This window comes from Candidatus Palauibacter sp., assembly GCF_965261555.1.
In the GTDB taxonomy this organism is placed as follows: domain Bacteria; phylum Gemmatimonadota; class Gemmatimonadetes; order Palauibacterales; family Palauibacteraceae; genus Palauibacter.
This window is the reverse complement of the sequence record NZ_OZ253465.1, coordinates 791,498-809,423: the sequence shown is the minus strand read 5'-3', so window position 1 is coordinate 809,423 and position 17,926 is coordinate 791,498. Positions and strand designations below refer to the sequence as shown.

Genomic DNA, 17,926 nt, shown 5'->3' with positions numbered 1-17,926 from the left:
GTCGGTCGTCAGTGGCCGATGGCGAGGCCGTCCTTGCGGGGGTCTGACGCTCCGGCCCAACCGCGCTCCAGCTTCATGACGAGCTGACCGCCGCCGAACGAGGCGCTCTCCCAGTCCACGAGTTCGTGGCCCAACGCGCTCATGCCGTCTTCGAGTCCGCCGGTCAGCCGCTCGACCGCGACGCGCAGTCCACCCATGTGGCGGAACCGGGCCGCGTCGATCGCCTGCTGCGGGTCCATCCCGAACTCGATCATGTTCAGCACGACCTGCGTGTGCCCCTGCGGCTGCATCGAGCCGCCCATCACGCCGAACGCCATGAGCGGTTCCCCGTCGCGGGTCACGAACCCCGGGATGAGCGTGTGGAAGGGGCGCTTGCCGGGCGCGACCTGGTTCGGGTGCCCGTCCTCGAGCGTGAAGCCGGCGCCCCGGTTCTGCAGCACGAAACCCGTCCCCGGCACGACGACGCCCGAACCGAAAGAGCCATAGATCGAGTGGATGAAGGAGACCATGTTCCCGTACCGGTCGGCGACCGAGAGGTAGATCGTCTCCGTGGCGGTCGCGAACTCGCCGGGCTCGACCCGCTCGGCGGCCACGGCCGGGTTGATGAGCGCGCGCCGCGCCGCGAGGTAGTCGGGATCCAGCAACTCCTTCGGGTCGATCTCCATGTGATCGGCGTCCCCGACGTGCCGGGCCAGGTCCGCGAACGCCACCTTCTTCGCCTCGATCAGGTGGTGAAGGTACTCGGGCGAGTTATGCCCCATGCCCGCCAGGTCGAACGGCTCGAGCATGCCCAGCATCTGCAGGGCGGCGACCCCCTGGCCGGCGGGCGGCAGTTCCCAGATCGTCCACCCCTTGTAGTCCATCGACAGCGGCTCGACCCAGCGCACCTCCATCGCGGCCATGTCCTCCGGCGTGAGGTAGCCGCCGAGTTCCGCGAGTCCCTCCGCCACGCGCGTGCCCAGTTCACCGCCGTACATGGCGGTCGGGCCTTCCGCCGCGATCGTGCGCAGCGAACGCGCGAAGTCGGGGTTCCGGAACCACTCGCCCGCCTCGGGCGCCCGCTCGCCGTCGATCAGGTAGGTCGCCGCCGCCCCCGGGTCCGCCTGCAGCTTGCTCAACTGCCCCCGCCACTGGCCCGCGATGATCGGGGTGACGGGGAAGCCCTCCTCGGCCAGCGCGATGGCCGGCGCCACGAGCTCGGCGAGCGGCCGGCTCCCGTACTTCTCGTTGAGGGCGCCCCAGCCCGCGATCGCCCCCGGCACGGTCACCGCCCCCGGCCCCGAGCCCGGCACGCGGTCGTAGCCGTCCGCCCGAATCCGTTCCGGCGTCATGTGGGTCCCGGCCCGCCCGGTCGCGTCCAGGCCGACGAGCCGGCCCTCCTCCGCGGACCAGAAGAGTGCGAACAGGTCGCCGCCGAGCCCCGTCATGTGCGGTTCGACGAGCGAGAGCACGGACGAGGCCGCGATCGCCGCGTCGAAGGCGTTGCCTCCGTCGCGCAGCACGCCGAGCGCGACGCTCGACGCCATGGGCTGACTCGTCGCGACCATTCCGTTCGGAGCGTAGACGGTGGATCGCCCCGCCATGGACCCCGGAGCATTCATCGCGGCCTCCTGACTTGACGAGTTCCTCAGGCTCTCCGCATCCGCGGTGCCGCAGGCGGTCGCGGTCACGGGGAGGACGGCGAGGACGAGAGTCGTGGCAACGTCGCGCATGCACATCATTCGGCTGATTCCCGCAAAGGTTGACGGCGGGCCCGAACCCGGGCGCCGCACGCACACTACGGTCTCCATGCGGCCATGGCATCCCAGCGCGGGTGGCGCGAGAGGTTCACCGGCCCCGATCCGTCCGCGCCCATCGCGTAGATCTCGGAGTTCCCGTCGCGTTTCGTCGAGAAGAGGATGAACTCGCCGTCCGGCGACCAGCGCGGCAGTTCGTCCACTCCGGCGCGGCCCGAGAGGTTGGTCTGGCTGCGGCCATCCGCCCTCATCACGTAGATCTCGGCGTCGCCGATGTCCCGGTAGGACGTGAACACGATCCGCGATCCATCCGGCGACCAGGACGGGGAACGCGCGCCGCCCTCGACGGGAAGCCGCGTGAGCCCACTCCCATCGGCACCCATCGTCCACAGCGAGAACTGCCGGCCCCCGCCGCGGTCCGAGGCGAAGACGATCCGGGCGCCGTCGGGCGACCAGTCCGGGTCCACGTCGAAGGACGATGGGCTCCGCGTGAGGTTGACCGGATTCGATCCATCCACGTCGATCACCCAGATGTCCGGATCCCCCGTCCGTTCGGAGACGAAGACCACGCGTCTCCCGTCCGGGGACAGGCGCCCGGAGCGGTCGTACGCCGTGTCTCGCGTCACCGGCCTCCAGTCCGAGCCGTCCGCGTCCATGAGGAAGATGTCGGGGTTCCCGTCGAGCCAGCTCGTGAACACGATCCGCGAACCGTCCGGCGTCCAGCTGGGCTCGAGGCTCGTCTCGCCTTCCGGCGTGAGGGGCCGCTGTCCCGTCCCGTCCGCGTTCGCCACCCAGATGCGCATGAACCTCTCGCGGATCGAGGTGAAGACGATCTCGCCCGCCGCGGGCGGCTCGGGACCCGTGGCGTCCCCGCACCCGAGCGTCACCAGCACTGCCAGCATCGTTGCCAGCGTCGCATAAGGCCGACGGCCGGGCCCTCTCCAGGCGTACATGACGTTCGTCCGTCCTCCGGGTCTCGGGAGATTCCGCACGGCCCGATCCCTCGTTGCGTCGTGTCCGAACGCGGACGAGCTTGCGCCAGACCGATCCGGATCCACCAGGGAGTTGAAGATGAGACAGTCCGCACGCCTGCACCAAGCCCTCCCGGGCGCGGTCGTTTCGCTGGCGCTCGCGGCGGCCGCCTGCAGCGAGGCCCCGCCGCCGGCCGGCGACGCCGACGCTCCGTTCCGGGTCGGCGCGACGATCGACGTGGGGGCGGCCCCGCACGGGATCCGGTTCAGTCCGGATGGGGACACCGCCTGGGTGGCGCTGAGCGGCGAAGGCCGGATCGCGGTCGTGGACCTTTCGGAGTCCGCCGTGGTGGCGCGCTGGGAGGCGGGGGACGCACCGCTCGACCTCGTGCGCGTCGAAGGCGGCTGGCTCGTGAGCCAGTTCCGGGACTCGACGCTCATCCGGCTCGACGAAGAGGGCCGGATCGTCCCAGGGGCCGTGTGGGGCGTGGGGGCGGGGCCGTCGCTGTTCACGCCCGGGACGGTGCGTGGAGAGACCTGGATCACGACCGAGTTCTCGGACCGGCTGTGGACGGTGGACACCCGCGAGGGAACGCCGCGTGCGTTCCATGCCACCGGCGATCGCCCCTATCCCGCGGACGTGATGTGGGACGGGTCCCACGCCTTCGTGCCCAACCTGGAAGCGGGGTCGGTCTCCGTGATCGACCTCCTGAACGGTGAGTTGGACGCCACGGTCGAGGGGTGTCCCGGCCCGCCGGGGGGCGCGCTCACGCCCGACCAGGTCACCTACATCGTCGCCTGCGGCGGATCCGACGAGGTGGCCTTCATCAACACCGCGTCCTTCGCGATCACGGGCCGCGTCTCGGAGGGCATCGGCCCCCGGCCGTTCTCGGTCGTGGTGCCCGGAAACGGTCGTCATGCGCTGGTCAACAACGCGGGCGGGAACACCGTCTCCGTCGTCGACCTCGAATCCCGCGCCGTCGTGCAGCGGCTGGAGGTCGGCGAGCAACCCATCGTCCTCCGCGCGCACCCGGACGGCGAGCGCGTGTTCGTGGCGAACGAGGTCTCGGGCACGCTCGTTGAACTGGCCCCGGCCGCGCCGGCGCCGGAGTCGGCTGCTCCCTCCGGGGGCGAGACGGCGCTGAACGAGGTCGTCGTGCTCGGGGTGATCCACTCGGGTCACGAGACCAGCGAGATGTTCAGTCTCGAAGTCGTGAGAGACCTGGTGCGGGAGATCGATCCGGACTACTGGCTGACGGAGATCCCGCCGAACCGCTGGGACCGGGCATGGGCCGAGTTCGAAGCCACGGGGACGGTCGAGGAGCCCCGGGTCCGCCGCTTCCCGGAGTACATGGAGGGACTTTTCCCCCTCTCCCGCGAACTGGAGTTCGAGGTCATCCCCACGGCGGGGTGGACCGAACCGATGTCGGACTTCCGGGCCGCGTATCTCGACGCCTACTCGCGGGACCCGGACCGGGCCGAAGGATGGGCGGAATACCGGGCGGCCGCGGAAGCTTCATCCGAGGCGCTCGCCGCGGGCGCGGCGGACGACCCGCGCTGGATCCATACCGACGCCTACGATGAAGCCTACGACATCCGCATGCGGACGTACGCCCGCCTGTTCGACGCGGAGCTGGGCCCCGGGGGGTGGGAGGCGATCAACGCCTCGCACTTGGCGTACATCGAGGACGGGCTGGACCGTCACCGGGGGGAAGGCGTCCGCTTCCTCCTCACCTACGGAGCGGGACACAAGGGGCCGTTCCTCCGCGAACTCCGGAAGCGCGACGACATCGTGCTGCTGGACGTGGGACCGTTCCTCGACCGGATCGCCGCAGCCCGCTGACTGCGAGTTCGCCGCGGTCGGCCGGATCGGGACGCGCTAGTCGCCGAGCAGGTCGAGGATCGCGGACTTCGAGATCAGTTCCGAGAAGACGTGCGGCTCCCGGTCCGGCCGGTAGAGCACGTAGAAGGGGATGCCGTAGCGGCCGAAGTCGGCCAGGTAGCGGCTGATCGAATCGTCGCGCCGCGTCCAGTCGGCCCGCATGGCGATGACGCCGTGCTGCTCGAACGCGCCGGCCACCTCCTCGGTCTCCAGGAAGAGCGTCTCGTTGATCTTGCAGGTGAAGCACCAGTCCGCCGTCACGTCGACGAACACGTAGGAGCCCGCGGTCGCGAGTTGTTCGGCCCGGTCACGGTCGAAGGGCTGCCACGCGATCAGGCGGTCCTCCGGCGCGACCCCGATCGTCGAGGGCCCCGCTTCGGATCGCCCCGCGGCCACCGTGGAGACGGCCACGACCGTCAGCGCCGCCGCGGCGATCCCGGCCAGCCGGCGCGCCGGCCGACCGCGCTGCGACCGGCTTGCCAGCCAGATCGCGAGGGCCACGGCCAGCAGCCCGATCTCGAAGAAGGCCACGCGCGGCGCCGACACGAGGCCCGACATGACGAAGAGGAGCCACACGAGCGTCGCCGCGAGCAGGAACCCCATCACCACGCGGAAGGTCGCCATCCACGGCCCAGGCCGCGGCAACACCCGCCCCGCCGCCGGGAACGCCGCCAGGAGCAGGTACGGAGAGGCCATCCCGGTGCCGATCGCGCCGAACATCGCGGCCGTCGTGCCCGAGTCCTGCGTGAGCGCGAAGCCGAGCGCCGTCCCCAGGAAGGGGGCGGAGCAGGGCGTCGCCATCAGCGTGGCGAAGAAGCCCGTCACCAGGTGGCCCGCGAGTCCCTCGGACGGACCTGACGAGCCCACCTTCGCCAGCGACCCCGGAAGATGGACCTCGAACAGTCCCCACATGTTGAGGGTGAAGAGAAGGATCACGACCGCAAGCGCCCCGACGAACAGCGGCTCCTGGAACTGGATCCCCCAGCCCACCGCGACGCCGCCCGCGCGCGCCCCGATCGCCGCCCCCGCCAGCAGCAGGAAGGAGAGGATGATCCCGGCCGCCGTAGCGAGGCTCCCCGTCGTGAGTGCCCGCCGGCCCCCCTCCGCGCTCTTCATCAACCCGAAGACCTTCAGCGACAGCACCGGAAGTACGCACGGCATCGCGTTCAGGATCAGCCCGCCCAGGAATCCCAGGAGCACGAACCAGAGGAAGCCCCGTCCGGCCCCGCCGAGCTGCGATCCCCGGCCGCCCGTCGTGGTTGCCGCCGCGAAGAACTCGGGGTTCGCGACCTCACCGCCGTCGGCGATCGTCAGCCCCACCGTGGCCGGCGTCGTCACCGGCGCGAGACACATTTTGTCGTCGCAGGCCTGGTAGGTGACGTTCGTTCGAATGGGATACGTGCCGGCCGCCGCTCCCGCCGCCGTCGGCAGCACGGTCCGGATGAAGATCTCGCCCTCGTACACGGAGATGGCGGTGGGCGCAAAGTCGAAGCGCTTCATCTCGCCGGGGGGATAGCGAGGCGTCTCCGGCGCCGGCCAGTCGGGCGGCGCCTCGACGTCGATCTCCGTCGCGATCAGGTAGTCGTAGGTCGGTTCGTAGCTGTTCGTGTGCCAGCCGTCTTCGATGGTGAGGCGCACCGCGAGTTGCGCGGGCTCGCCGGCGAGGTAGGCGGTGCGGTCGAGGGCGACCGCGATGTCCCCCTTCTCGAGATCCGGCGCCGCCTGTTGAGGAAGCTGCGCAACGCCCGGGCGCGGGAGGAGAGATCCCGCGACCGCGGCCAACAGCGCCGCGCGCGCCATCCACATCCCGCCTCCGTATGTACTGTCTCTCGAACCGACCACCATTCTTCCCGATCCCTTGAATTCGAGCTTCCGACAACGCCGGGGGAAAATTAGCCGTCCGGCCCCTGCGTCAAAACACCCGTCCCGCTCATCGCGATTGACGCGCGTAAAGGCGGCGGACCACTCTGAAAGCCACGAGGAGCGTCCCGCAACACCGGAATCCGGAGGCCGACATGAAACGCTGGGGTCTGTTGCTGCTGAGAGTGAGCACGGGGTGGCTGCTGGTGATGTGGGGTGCCGACAAGTTCGCGGACGTGGAACACGGCCAGCGCGTGGCCGAGAGCTTCTACCTCGGGATCGGCTCGCAGGCGATCGTCCAGAACGTATTCGGCGGCCTGGAGATCCTCCTCGGGGCGCTCGTGGTGTTGGGCCTGTGGAGGAAGCGGGCGTACCCGGTGGCGTTCGTCGTCCTCCTCATCACGGCGCTCGCCGTGTGGAGGTCGATCCTCGATCCGTGGGGCTGGGTCCTCGAGGGATCGCAGGTCCTCTTCTATCCCTCGATCATCATTCTCGCCGGCGCCATGGTCCTCTGGGGCACGATGGACCAGGACGAGTTGACGCTCGACGCGCGTTTCGGTTGACCCCCGAGTCCGGCTGAATCCGGGCCGGCCCGCAAGCCAACAGCCGTCAGCCGTGCTCCGGTTCGGGCTGCCGGACACGTCCGAGCCGCCACACGCCGAACGCGACGAGAATGGCCACGATCGGCAGGCCGGCGGTCCCGGTGAGGACGATCAGCGACGCCATAACGAACGCTCCGGCGGCGGCGATGAGCCCGGTGATGAGCCAGCCGCCGAGTACGACGAGAATGCCCGTCACGCGCTGCTCGGCGTCGGCGGCGCGCCAGGTCCGGTCGCCGAGCGAGGCGCCCATCGCGGCCATGAACGTGATGTAGGTCGTCGACAGCGGGAGCCCGTTCGCCGTCCCGATCGAAATGAGCAGCGCCGCGACCGTCAGGTTTACGCTGGCCCGCAGCAGGTCGTACGGCGGGGCCGAAGGATCCAGTGGCGGCGGCGCGGTCCGGCCCTCGACGCGTGACCGGAGACCGCCCGGCGTCAGCCGCCCGACCAGATTCAGACACGCGTACCCCAGGGTCACGAGCGCCGCGCCGATCCGGCTCTTGCGGAAACGCTGCTTCGTGTGCCCCTGCGCCGCGAGCCGGATCTCCGTATCCGTCACCCGCCGCGCCTTCTGCGACCTCGCGAGCGCCGTGACCATGATCGCCCCGGCCAGCAACAGGGCCCACGCCGGAGTCTCCACGCGGCCGGAGAGGTCGATCCCCTCGACGAGCACCGCCTGGAACGCGGCGACCGAAGGGCCGATGAAGTTCACGAGGTCGTTCCCCGCGAACGCGATCGACAGCGCCCCGGTCCCGGTCAGGACGATCGCCCCGATGACCCTCGCGGGCCGGCGCCGCCAGATCACGGCCATGCCGCCCGCCACGAGGAACACGCCGCCCAGAATCCAGAAGATCCCGTCGCGGAGCGTCGACATCGTCGTTTCGTCCAGGATCGCGGCGCCCTGCAGTCCCTTGAACAGGACGAAATAGGCCATCGCGGCGAAGGACACGCCCGTCCACAGCCAGCCCCAGCGCGGGAAGCTCGCCTTCAGGTCGTGCCCGTACACGACCCGCACCAGGAACATTACGGCGGCCGCGCTCACGAACGCGGTCACGACCGAGAGGAAGATGGCCGTGTAGATGCCGAGCACGGGGCCGCTGTTGATCACCCCCAGCGCGCTCAGCACGCCCTCGCCGTTCGTCCACAGCGCCACCGCGATCGAGGCGCCCACCAGTTCGGACACGATCGAAACGGTCGTGCTGGTGGGCAGGCCGAACGTGTTGAAGAGGTCGAGAAGGAGGACATCCGCCGCCATCACGCCGAGGTAGAGGGCGAGGATCGAGGTCAGGATGATCGCGCCCTGGCCGTCGACGAAGTGGCTGGGATCGAACACCCCACGGCGCGCCACCTCCATGAGTCCGCTCGACGTGAGCGCGCCGAAAAGGATCCCCACGGTGGCAATGATCATGATCACGCGCCGCCGGGCCACCCGCGACCCGAACGCCGAGTTCAGGAAGTTCACCGCATCGTTCGCGACCCCGACCCAGAGATCGAAGGTGGCAAGGCCGAGGATCAGAAGGAGGGCGACGGTTTCGAACAGGGGATCAACGCCTGGCTGGGGCTGTCTGGATCCGGAACACCATCATGCCGACTGTCGCGCGAGCGGCGCTTTCAGCGCCAACCCTAGGCCGTTTCGGCGGACGGGCAAGCGCCGTGACGAGACTGTTACGTCAGCGCCGCCCACCCTCGCCTTCGCCAAGGCGATCCGATGGATGAGGAGGCTCCCCGCCGCTTCGTTTCAGGAGTCGGCGTGCCGCCTGGATGTCGGCCTCTTCCGCGCGTTCGGCAAAAAAACTCGGCCGTCTCTTGTTCCCGTCTACGCGTCATTTCGGTATCCTCCAGAGTCGTAAGATCTGAACCCGAGCACACCCGATCAAACCGCAGGAGCCAAGATGCGTGTCCCCCCATTTCTGATGGAGCGGTGGCAGTCCACGTTCGAGCACCGCGTGGACTACAACATATCCGAGAGCGGCGTTCATCCGCTCACCCTCTCCGAACTCCTGGACCTCATCGACCTGGATCCGGCGGACGTCCGCCTGGAGTACGGCCAGAGCGACGGTTCCGATCCGCTCAAGGCCGTGATCGCGGAGCTGTACGAGGGGGCGGTTCCCGACAACATCATCGCCACGACGGGCGGGGCCGAGGCGAACTACGTGGTCCTCTGGAGCCTCGTCTCGGCCGGAGACCGCGTGGTGGCGCTGGAGCCGACCTACGGCCAGGCGCCGGGAATCGCGCGGGGGCTCGGCGCGGATGTCGTCTCGTGGAAGCTGCGGGAGGATCTCGGCTGGCAGCCCGAGCCGGGAAGCGCCGCCGACGTCATCACGCCCGGGACGCGTCTCGTCATCGTCACGAACCCCAACAACCCGACGGGATCCGTCCTCACCGGGGCCGCGATGAACGAGATCGTCGAGGCGGCGGAGGCCGCCGGGGCCTGGATCCTGGCGGACGAGGTCTACACGGGGGCGGAGGTCGAGGGCCCGGAGACGCCGAGCTTCTGGGGCCGCTACGACCGGGTGATCGTGACGAACTCCCTCTCGAAGGCCTACGCGCTTCCGGGGCTCCGGCTCGGCTGGATCACGGCGCCGGCGCACATGCACGAGGAGTTCTGGAGCCGGAAGGACTACACGACGATCACGCCGGCCACGCTCTCGGACGTCACGGCGCGCCGCGTTCTGAGCGCCGATGTGCGCCCCCGCGTGCTCGAGAGGACCCGGGGGATCATCCGGACCAACCTCTCCCGCGTCGCCGGCTGGCTCGATGACCGCGCGGACCTGTTCTCCTACCGGGCCCCGGATGCCGGCGCGATCTGCTACGTGCGCTACGGCCTCGACCTCAACTCCACGGAACTGGCAGAGCGGCTGCGGGCCGAGAAGGGCGTCCTGCTCGTTCCGGGGGACCATTTCGGAATGGACCGGTACCTGCGGATCGGCTTCGGAAACCCGGCGGCGGAACTCGACGAGGCCCTCGACCGGGTGGCGGCCCTCCTCGAGGAGGCGTACGCGGCGGTGGCGTAGCGGCCCGTGAGTACGGTTGAAATCGAGGTCAAGCTCACCGGAACCGGCGCCGAGCTGTCCGCGGCCTTCGACGACCTTGGCGGAGGTCGACCGGCCCGCGAACGGCTGCTGACGACCTACTACGACACGCCGGAGGGTCATCTCCGGCGCCGCGGCTACGCGCTCAGAATCCGAAGTCGGGGCGGCGACCGGGAGTTGACCCTGAAGCGGGACGAAGGGGATGGGCTCACCCGTGGCGAGTGGACGTCACCCCTGCCGCCCGCGACCCGCGACGACGGGACGCCGAGGCTCGACCAACTGCCCGGGGAGGCTCCTGTCAGCGATCTCGGCATCGCGAATGCCGACGCGCTGAACCCCACCTTCCTCACGGACATCGAGCGCACGAAGAAGGAGGTCCGGACGAGCGGCGCCCTCGTCGAGGTGTCGCTGGACACCGGCCGGATCTCGGCGGGTGGACGTGAGACGCCGGTCGCCGAACTGGAGTTGGAACTGCTGAGCGGGCCGGTGCGGGACATGCTCTCAGGTGCGCGCGAACTCTTGGCGAAGCGGCGTCTCGCGGTCGGGACGCGCTCCAAGGCGGCGAGAGGCACGGATTTGCTCCTCGGCACCTCCCCGCCCGCCGTCAGGGCGGCCAGAGCGAAACTGGACCCGGCGGATTCGATTGACGAGGCGCTCGCGAACGTGGTCCGGGCGGCGTCCATCCAGGTGACGGGGAATCTCGCCCCGGTGCTGGAGGCCGGCGATCCCGAAGGCATCCACCAGCTGCGGGTCTCCCTGCGGCGGCTGCGCTCGGCGCTCCTCTTCCTCAAACCCCATCTCGGATCCCGCGCCGATGCCCTGAACCGCGAGGCCCGGCGGGTGCTTAAGCGGCTGGGCCCGGCACGCGACCTCGATGTCTTTCTTCTCGAGACGTTGCCTGCCGTGATCGATGCGAACCCGGAAGTCTGGACGTTGCTGCGGATTCGCGACGCCGCCCGAGAGCGGCGGGACGCGGCCCATGCATCGACCCGGGAGCTGATCCTGGGCCGGCGGTTCAACCGGTTCGTCCTGGATCTGCTGCAGGTCGCGCACAGCGGCGGACTCGTCGCGCGGGACGCCGACGAGCCCCTCCCGGCGGCCGCGAGGCGCAGGCTGAACAAGAGATACCGGAGTCTGATGAAGGCGGGGAGGGGCTTCGAGCGCCTCGGCGAGCCGGAGCGTCACCGGGTGAGGATCGCGCTCAAGAAGCTCCGCTATGCGTGCGACTACTCACGGAGCCTCTTCCCGGGCCCGGCGGTGAGAAGCTGTCTCCGACGGCTCTCGTCGCTGCAGGACGATCTCGGCCGCCTGAACGACGCGGCGGTCGCGCGGCAGATCTCGGGGGAGCTGGCCGCGGCCGATCCGACCGCGGTCGACGGCGCGGCGCGGGTCCGCGACTGGTGCGACGAGCGGGTCCGGTCCGCGGAGCCGGGCCTCATCGAGTCCTGGCGGACCTTCGTCGCGGCGGCACCGTTCTGGTAGCCGGGCCGGCAGCCGCCCCGGTATCCGTCAGGACACGATGCGCGGCCCCAGCGAACGGCGATGGCTGCGGACGCCGCGCGCGAAGAGGAGCAGCGTGAGCAGGAGCGCGGCCCCGCCGATCACGAGCCGCACCGGATTGTCGGAAACGCGGTTTCCGGGGGTGTCGAGCAGGGCGTCGAAGAGGGTGGGCGGATCGTACAGGACTCCGCCCTTGCCCACGCGGGACACTGTCTGCGTGAGCGATATGTCCAGGCGCGGATCGCTCTCGAGGATGAGAAAGTCGCCCAGCTTGCCCGGCTCCAGCGTACCCCGCGACTCCTCGATCCCCAGCTGGCGGGCCGCCTCGCGCGTGGCGGCGTAGAGGGCGTCCTCCGCCGACAGCCCGGCCGCGACGAGCGCGTTCATCTCCTCGTGCAGCGCCAGCCCCGGAGCGAGCGCGCCGTTCGTCGCCGTGGCGACGGACCCTCCGGCGGCGTGGAACTCCCGCACGAACTCGCGGAGCACCTCCAGCGCCGCACTCAACTGCTCGGCCTCGGCCGGCGTTCGGTCGGGAAGGAGCCGGTCCTGAATCCGCTCCGCGACCATCGCGAATCCGACGAGGCGGTTCATCCCGTGCGGAAGCCGGTAGGGCGCCGCCCAGCGCTCCTGCTCCAGGAGGCCCGGCGCGAACGCGGCGCCCCGAGCCCCCATCGCGCGGGCGGAGTCCAGCAGCGCCTCGCGGTCGGCCAGCGTCGACCGCGATCGCGCGTAGAGTTGGAGATCTCGCTCCTCGCGGCCGGGCGGCCCGCCCACGTCGGGCGGGATCGTGGCGGCGAGTGCCTGCCCGAAGAGACCGAGCGGGTACGACGGCTCGTCGACGGGAGTCGCCGGCCGCGGCACGGGGATACGCGCGTCATCGCTGCCCGTCGGCGGCAGCGGCTCCCCCTCGGGCCCCTCCGCGATCTCCGGGATCGCCGCCGTCGTGACGCCGAGCAGAAAGGCCAGGTAGGCGGTCTGCTCGTTGCTCGGCACCTCCGCGGCCTCCTTCACATCGATCAGCCCCGGCACCACCCAGAAGCCATCGGCGTCGAGCACCTCCACGCCCCCCGGCTCGGCGCAGTCGGCCGGCGCGCCCACGCACGTCAGCAGGCCGTCGACCACGACGAGCCGCCCCGTGAGCCACACGGCCCCCGTGCCGTCGATGATGTTCGCGTTGTCGACCACGATCGACCCCGGCCCGCCGCACGCCGCGAGGCCGGTCAGGAGAGCGGCCAACGCCGCCGAGTCGCGTCTTGTTCCCGTCATGCCGTTCCCGTTCCGTTCAGGACTTCCATCACCTCCCGATGGAGCGCCGGCGCGGCCGCCACCGTCGACGCGCCGCCGATGGGATCGTCCCCCTCCCAGGTCGTGATCACGCCCCCCGCGCCCCTGATCACCGGGACCAGCGCCGCAATGTCCCACGGATGCATGATCGGATCGAGCATGATGTCGGCTCGCCCCGTCGCGACCATGAGATACCCGTAACAGTCGCCCCAGCCCCGGTACAGCGCCGTTCTCGACCACAGCGCCTCGAACCCGGCGAGGTTCCGGTGCCGGCCGACCGCGCCCGGATCCGTCGTCAGGAGCGTCGCCTCCGACAGCGAGCGGTCCTCGCGGACCCTGACCGCCTCCCCGTTGAAGGTCGTCCCCGACGGGGTGCCGATGGCGAGTTCGCGCGTGATCGGCTGGTGGATCACCCCCAGAATCGGCTCCCCGTCGCGCAGCAGCCCGATGAGCGTCCCGAACAGGGGGACGCCCGCGACGAAGGAGATCGTTCCGTCGATCGGGTCCAGCACCCAGACGTATTCCGCGTCGTCGTTCTGCCGGCCGAACTCCTCCCCGACGATCCCATGGTCGGGAAAGCGCTCCAGAATCCGGTCGCGGAGGAGCGTCTCGGCGTAGCGGTCCGCCACGGTGACGGGCGACTCGTCCGTCTTGGATTCCACAGCCAGGTCGGGATGGCGGAACATGCCCGCGATCGCCCGGCCCGACTCCTCGGCCAGCTCCGCGGCGAATTCCCTCAGCGAATCGGGGTCCACCTCTCCTCCGGTCTCAGGTTCGAGCGCCGTCCGACCCATTTGAGCGCCATCCGGCCCATACCATACTTTGCCGGACATGCTCAGGCTTCATCCGTACGAATACCACATGCCGCGCGCGCTCGACGAGGCGCTGTCGTTGCTCGCCCACCATGGCGACGACGCGATGCCCATTGCCGGCGGGACCGACCTCGTCCCCAACATGAAGCATGGGCTGTTCACGCCCGGCCACCTCGTCGCCCTCAGCCGCGTGCGGGAGATGCGCGGGATCGCCTCTACCGCGGACGAGGTCCGCATCGGGGCGGCGGAGACGCTGACGTCGGTCGCGACCCACCCGGACATCCTCGCGCAGATCCCAAGCCTGGCCCGAGCCGCCGAACTCGTGTCGGGTCCGCAGTTGCGGCGCGTCGGCACGATCGGCGGCAACGTCTGCCTCGACACGCGGTGCGCGTACTACAACCAGACGAAGTTCTGGCGGAAGGCGCTCGGCTACTGCCTGAAGAAGGACGGCGACCTCTGCCACGTCGTGAAGGGCGGCACCCGCTGCGTCGCGGCGCACTCGGCGGATACGCCCCCCGTGCTCGCCGTGCTCGATGCGGTCCTCGAAGTCGCCGACGGGGACGGGACGCGCGACGTGCCGATACGGCGGTTCTTCACTTCCGACGGGATCTGGAACCGGTCCATCGGGAGGAGCGAACTCGTCGTCGCGATCCGTGTTCCCCGGCCGCCCCCGGGTACGCAGATTGCGTTTCAGAAACTCCGGCCCCGCGCGGCCATCGATTTCCCGCTGGCCAACCTGGCGGTGCGCGTCGGACGCGATGACGACGGCCGGGTGTCCGACTTTCGCCTCGTCGTCTCAGCGATGGGCGCCTATCCCCGCCACGTCGGGAAGGTGGAGGACGCCGCCGTGGGGAACCGCCTCGGCGCAAGCGTGATCGAGGCGGTGGCCGAGCAGGCGTTCCGGCAGTGTCACCCGCTCTCCAACATCACCGTCGATCCGGAATGGCGCCGCGCCATGATCCCCGTCCTCGTCCGCCGCGCCCTCAACGAGATCGCCGCCGCCTGAAGGGCTGACGGCTCAGTAGGCGAAGAGGTCGGCGAGCGGAACGTAGGCCTCGCCCGCGAAGGCCAGCACGTCGTCGATGCCGAACAGGATCTCATCGAGGGCCGCGAGTTCGGCGCTGGTGAATCCCCGTCCCGCGGCATCGATGAAGACGGGCGCTTCGACGGTCCCCTCCACCAGGGCTTCCACGCGCCCCGCCTGGCGGATCTCTCCCTCCTGCGCCCCGTTCACGACGGCGAGGTCGACGAGCGTACGCCCGGCCGAGCCATCGATGTCCATGCGGAAGACGAGGTCCGCGTGCGACCCGTCCGCCGACAGACCTCCGCCGACCTGCAATCTGACCTCGGTTCCCTCGGCCGAGAGCACGCGATGTTTCGACGTGACATGCGTCATGCCGGCCGCGTCATCGAACTCCAGCAACTCGTCGAGTTCGAAGTCGAAGCGCCCGTTCTGGTCTTCCGCGAAGCCTTCCGCGAGCAGGCTCACCGACACCCCGTTCGCGTCGGATGCGAAGGCGCCGTCCACGAGGTAGTCCGCGACGCGCCGGGTCCCGCCCCCGCTCGTATCGAAGGCCCGCATCCACAGCCGCGCGGACACCGCGTCGCTCTCGTCCGTGAGATCCACGAATCCGAACGGCTGCAGCGGAAGCGCGGGAAGACCGGAGGAAAGATCGACGACGTACAACTCGAACCGGACCCCGTTTTTCGGACCGCCGTCCCCGTACTCCACGTACGCGTCGATGGACGCGTCGAAGATGAACTCCTTGCCGAGGACGTTGATCGGGAAGAGCGGGGTCTTCGCGCCCGAGGCGCGACTCGCGGCGACGTTCGCCACCGCCCGTTCGAGCGAACGCGGATCGAGCGCGCGGAGGAGATCGACCCGATCGGACGAGCCGCGGAGCTCCGAGCGGGCGACCCGATTCGCCCGGGGTTCGGACAGCCCGAGCACCTCGGCGATCGTCCGCACCTGCGCCACGATCGCGTTGTCCGCGGCGAAACGGAGCGAGTAGATGGAGTTCGCCGCCAACTCGGGATCGAAGGGAGGGTCGGGCAGCGGCGGTCCGACGATGCCGCGCTCTTCCACACACCCCATCAGGGCCATCGAGAGCACCCCCGCCACCAGGGCACGACATCTTCCGGCCACCGCGGACCCTCCCCTCCATGTTCATGCGTTTGGACAGGAGAAAGACGAGACAGGCGGGAAACGGGTCACCGCACGCGGCAGATGGGACGGCTGGTCACGATCCCCACCGCGCGCATACCTTGCCGAAGCGTTTTGAAAACCCGGCATTCGTCACCATGGCCCCCGACCGGGGGCTCTTGATTCCGAGGAGGTAGGATGCACGCCTTGCCCGACCTGCCGTACGCCCACGACGCGCTCGAACCGACGATCGACGCGCGCACGATGGAGATTCACCACGGCAAGCATCACCAGGTGTACGTGAACATGCTGAACGGCGCGCTCGAGGGTCACGACGACCTCGCGAGCCTCTCGCTGGAGGACCTGCTGCGCGGCATCGCCGACGTCCCCGAATCGATCCGCGGGGCGGTGCGGAACCACGGCGGCGGCCACTCGAACCACTCGCTGTTCTGGACGTCGATGTCTCCGGACGGCGGCGGGGGCCCCTCGGGCGACCTCGCGGCCGCGATCGACGGCGCCTGCGGCTCCTTCGACGACTTCAAGGCGGCGTTCCAGCAGGCGGGGCTCACCCGCTTCGGCAGCGGCTGGGCGTGGCTCGTGGCCGGGGGCGGAGGCGAACTCTCCGTTTACTCCACCGCGAACCAGGACAGCCCGCTGATGCAGGGAGACACGCCGCTCCTGGGCGTGGACGTGTGGGAGCACGCGTACTACCTGAACTACCAGAACCGCCGGGCGGACTACCTCGCCGCGTTCTGGGACGTGGTGGACTGGGCCGCCGTGGCCGCCCGCTACGCCGCCGCCACAGGCTGACCGCCCCGAATCGTACCCGCCCGGGCCCCGGAGTCAGTGGCCCAGGGGTCAGTCGCCGAGGCTGACCCCGATCGCCTGGGCGGTCATCACGATGTCGCCGTCCACCGGCACCAGCTTGAGATTGGCGAGCGCCTCGCCGAGCGGGATCGCGCGTACGTGCGGCGGATCGAGCGCGACCATCGTCCCGAATCGGCCGCGGGCCACGCACCGCACGGCGGCCGCGCCGAAGCGCAGCGAGATGACGCGGTCGTAGGAGGTCGGCGTGCCGCCGCGCTGCAGGTGGCCCAGCGTCAGCGATCGCGTCTCCTTCCCCGTGCGCCGGGCAATCTCGTGCGCCACCATGTCGCCCAGCCCGCCCAGCCGCTCCTGGTCGTCCGTGCCTCCACCGGGGACCGTCTTCATCACCATCTCGCCGCCGGCGGGCGTCGCGCCCTCCGCCACGCAGACGATGCTGAACTCGCGTCCCGCCGCCTCACGCTCCCGGATCTTGTCGCACACTCTTTCGATGTCGAAGGGAATCTCGGGGATGAGGATGACGTCGGCCGAGCCGGCCAGCCCGCTGTAGAGCGCGATCCATCCGGCGTCCCGTCCCATCACTTCCACCACCATGACGCGGCGGTGGCTCTCCGCCGTGGAGTGAAGCTTCCCGATCGCGTCGGTCGCCGTCGCCACCGCCGTGAGGAACCCGAACGTGAGGCTCGTTCCGCAGAGGTCGTTGTCGATCGTCTTCGGCACGCCGACCACCGGGAGCCCCCGCTTCGAGAGCCGGTGCGCGAGGTCGAGACTGCCGTCCCCGCCGATCGCGATCAACGCGTCGATGCCATGCTCCCGGAGGCTCTCGATGATCTCGCCGGACCGGTCCCGCGCTTCGATCGAACCGTCCGGCAGGCGCACGGGCCACGCGAACGGATCGGAGCGGTTCGTCGTCCCCAGAATCGTCCCGCCACGGTGCGTGATCCCCCGCACCTCGTCGGCCCCCAGCGGAATCACCCGCCCGGGATCGTCGGGCAGCAGGCCTCCGTAGCCGTTTTCGATGCCCACCACGCTCCAGCCGCGGCGGCGGGCGCTCAACACGATGGCCCGGATCACCGCGTTCAGCCCCGGCGCGTCGCCGCCGCCGGTGTTGATCGCGATCGTCTTGATCTCTCCCGCTCCGTCCGCGCGCGGTGTGGTCGTCCCGGGATCGTCGTCGCCGGGTACAGCCTTCCTCTCGTTCATGGCCCGATTATCGGCGCTGCGGCAGCGCGTGGCAAAGCCATCGGCTGCGGGGGTTGACGCTACGCCCGCGGGTCGGCAC

At 70.1% G+C, this 17,926-nt stretch carries 14 protein-coding genes; 6 read left to right on the top strand and 8 right to left on the bottom strand.

Features of this window, described 5'->3' with window-relative positions; translation table 11 throughout:
- Window positions 1-8: 8 nt before the first annotated feature.
- Both ggt and ACQY5G_RS03465 read right to left on the bottom strand, forming a co-directional pair.
- Window positions 9-1,712, bottom strand: a complete 1,704-nt coding sequence (gene ggt / locus ACQY5G_RS03470) for a gamma-glutamyltransferase (RefSeq protein WP_428277036.1) — start codon at window positions 1,710-1,712, stop codon at window positions 9-11.
- 65 nt (window positions 1,713-1,777) lie between these two features.
- Entirely contained in the window at window positions 1,778-2,689 is a 912-nt protein-coding gene (locus ACQY5G_RS03465; RefSeq protein ID WP_428277034.1) for a hypothetical protein, read from the bottom strand.
- A gap of 118 nt (window positions 2,690-2,807) precedes the next feature.
- On the opposite strand from ACQY5G_RS03465, the gene ACQY5G_RS03460 reads away from it, so the two are divergent.
- Window positions 2,808-4,550, top strand: coding sequence for a hypothetical protein (locus tag ACQY5G_RS03460; RefSeq protein WP_428277032.1), 1,743 nt, complete (start codon window positions 2,808-2,810; stop codon window positions 4,548-4,550).
- Between the two features lie 36 nt (window positions 4,551-4,586).
- Here ACQY5G_RS03460 and ACQY5G_RS03455 read toward each other — a convergent pair whose 3' ends face one another.
- On the bottom strand, window positions 4,587-6,395 hold the full coding sequence (locus tag ACQY5G_RS03455) for a thioredoxin family protein (protein WP_428277030.1): 1,809 nt from the start codon (window positions 6,393-6,395) through the stop codon (window positions 4,587-4,589).
- 209 nt (window positions 6,396-6,604) lie between these two features.
- Between ACQY5G_RS03455 and ACQY5G_RS03450 the strand changes: the two genes are divergently transcribed.
- Window positions 6,605-7,012, top strand: a complete 408-nt coding sequence (locus tag ACQY5G_RS03450; protein WP_428277028.1) for a DoxX family membrane protein — start codon at window positions 6,605-6,607, stop codon at window positions 7,010-7,012.
- Window positions 7,013-7,058: 46 nt separating this feature from the next.
- Here the strand turns inward: ACQY5G_RS03450 and ACQY5G_RS03445 are convergent, their stop codons facing one another.
- Window positions 7,059-8,510: an inorganic phosphate transporter gene (locus ACQY5G_RS03445; RefSeq protein ID WP_428277026.1), complete on the bottom strand. Its 1,452-nt coding sequence runs from the start codon at window positions 8,508-8,510 to the stop codon at window positions 7,059-7,061.
- Window positions 8,511-8,940: 430 nt separating this feature from the next.
- On the opposite strand from ACQY5G_RS03445, the gene ACQY5G_RS03440 reads away from it, so the two are divergent.
- Entirely contained in the window at window positions 8,941-10,062 is a 1,122-nt protein-coding gene (locus ACQY5G_RS03440) for an aminotransferase class I/II-fold pyridoxal phosphate-dependent enzyme (protein WP_428277024.1), read from the top strand.
- A 6-nt stretch (window positions 10,063-10,068) separates the two neighbouring features.
- Window positions 10,069-11,562 (top strand): CHAD domain-containing protein, encoded by a 1,494-nt coding sequence (locus ACQY5G_RS03435; RefSeq protein ID WP_428277022.1) that lies wholly within the window; start codon window positions 10,069-10,071, stop codon window positions 11,560-11,562.
- Window positions 11,563-11,589: 27 nt separating this feature from the next.
- On the opposite strand, the gene ACQY5G_RS03430 is transcribed toward ACQY5G_RS03435, so the two are convergent.
- On the bottom strand, window positions 11,590-12,846 hold the full coding sequence (locus ACQY5G_RS03430) for an amidohydrolase family protein (protein ID WP_428277020.1): 1,257 nt from the start codon (window positions 12,844-12,846) through the stop codon (window positions 11,590-11,592).
- Window positions 12,843-13,658 (bottom strand): histidinol-phosphatase, encoded by an 816-nt coding sequence (hisN, locus tag ACQY5G_RS03425; RefSeq protein WP_428277018.1) that lies wholly within the window; start codon window positions 13,656-13,658, stop codon window positions 12,843-12,845. The genes ACQY5G_RS03430 and hisN overlap by 4 nt, the downstream gene beginning before the upstream one ends.
- Window positions 13,659-13,725: 67 nt before the next feature.
- Between hisN and ACQY5G_RS03420 the strand changes: the two genes are divergently transcribed.
- Window positions 13,726-14,682 (top strand): FAD binding domain-containing protein, encoded by a 957-nt coding sequence (locus ACQY5G_RS03420; RefSeq protein ID WP_428277016.1) that lies wholly within the window; start codon window positions 13,726-13,728, stop codon window positions 14,680-14,682.
- Between the two features lie 12 nt (window positions 14,683-14,694).
- Here the strand turns inward: ACQY5G_RS03420 and ACQY5G_RS03415 are convergent, their stop codons facing one another.
- Window positions 14,695-15,822: a hypothetical protein gene (locus tag ACQY5G_RS03415; RefSeq protein ID WP_428277014.1), complete on the bottom strand. Its 1,128-nt coding sequence runs from the start codon at window positions 15,820-15,822 to the stop codon at window positions 14,695-14,697.
- A gap of 195 nt (window positions 15,823-16,017) precedes the next feature.
- On the opposite strand from ACQY5G_RS03415, the gene ACQY5G_RS03410 reads away from it, so the two are divergent.
- On the top strand, window positions 16,018-16,629 hold the full coding sequence (locus tag ACQY5G_RS03410; protein ID WP_428277012.1) for a superoxide dismutase: 612 nt from the start codon (window positions 16,018-16,020) through the stop codon (window positions 16,627-16,629).
- Between the two features lie 48 nt (window positions 16,630-16,677).
- Here the strand turns inward: ACQY5G_RS03410 and ACQY5G_RS03405 are convergent, their stop codons facing one another.
- On the bottom strand, window positions 16,678-17,847 hold the full coding sequence (locus ACQY5G_RS03405) for a 6-phosphofructokinase (RefSeq protein ID WP_428277010.1): 1,170 nt from the start codon (window positions 17,845-17,847) through the stop codon (window positions 16,678-16,680).
- Window positions 17,848-17,926: the final 79 nt, after the last annotated feature.

Coding starts and splice junctions, on each gene's coding strand:
- ggt (WP_428277036.1), bottom strand. CDS start 1,712: ATGCGCGACGTTGCCACGACTCTCGTCCTCGCCGTCCTCCCCGTGACC.
- ACQY5G_RS03465 (WP_428277034.1), bottom strand. CDS start 2,689: ATGTACGCCTGGAGAGGGCCCGGCCGTCGGCCTTATGCGACGCTGGCA.
- ACQY5G_RS03460 (WP_428277032.1), top strand. CDS start 2,808: ATGAGACAGTCCGCACGCCTGCACCAAGCCCTCCCGGGCGCGGTCGTT.
- ACQY5G_RS03455 (WP_428277030.1), bottom strand. CDS start 6,395: ATGTGGATGGCGCGCGCGGCGCTGTTGGCCGCGGTCGCGGGATCTCTC.
- ACQY5G_RS03450 (WP_428277028.1), top strand. CDS start 6,605: ATGAAACGCTGGGGTCTGTTGCTGCTGAGAGTGAGCACGGGGTGGCTG.
- ACQY5G_RS03440 (WP_428277024.1), top strand. CDS start 8,941: ATGCGTGTCCCCCCATTTCTGATGGAGCGGTGGCAGTCCACGTTCGAG.
- ACQY5G_RS03430 (WP_428277020.1), bottom strand. CDS start 12,846: ATGACGGGAACAAGACGCGACTCGGCGGCGTTGGCCGCTCTCCTGACC.
- hisN (WP_428277018.1), bottom strand. CDS start 13,658: ATGGGTCGGACGGCGCTCGAACCTGAGACCGGAGGAGAGGTGGACCCC.
- ACQY5G_RS03420 (WP_428277016.1), top strand. CDS start 13,726: ATGCCGCGCGCGCTCGACGAGGCGCTGTCGTTGCTCGCCCACCATGGC.
- ACQY5G_RS03410 (WP_428277012.1), top strand. CDS start 16,018: ATGCACGCCTTGCCCGACCTGCCGTACGCCCACGACGCGCTCGAACCG.
- ACQY5G_RS03405 (WP_428277010.1), bottom strand. CDS start 17,847: ATGAACGAGAGGAAGGCTGTACCCGGCGACGACGATCCCGGGACGACC.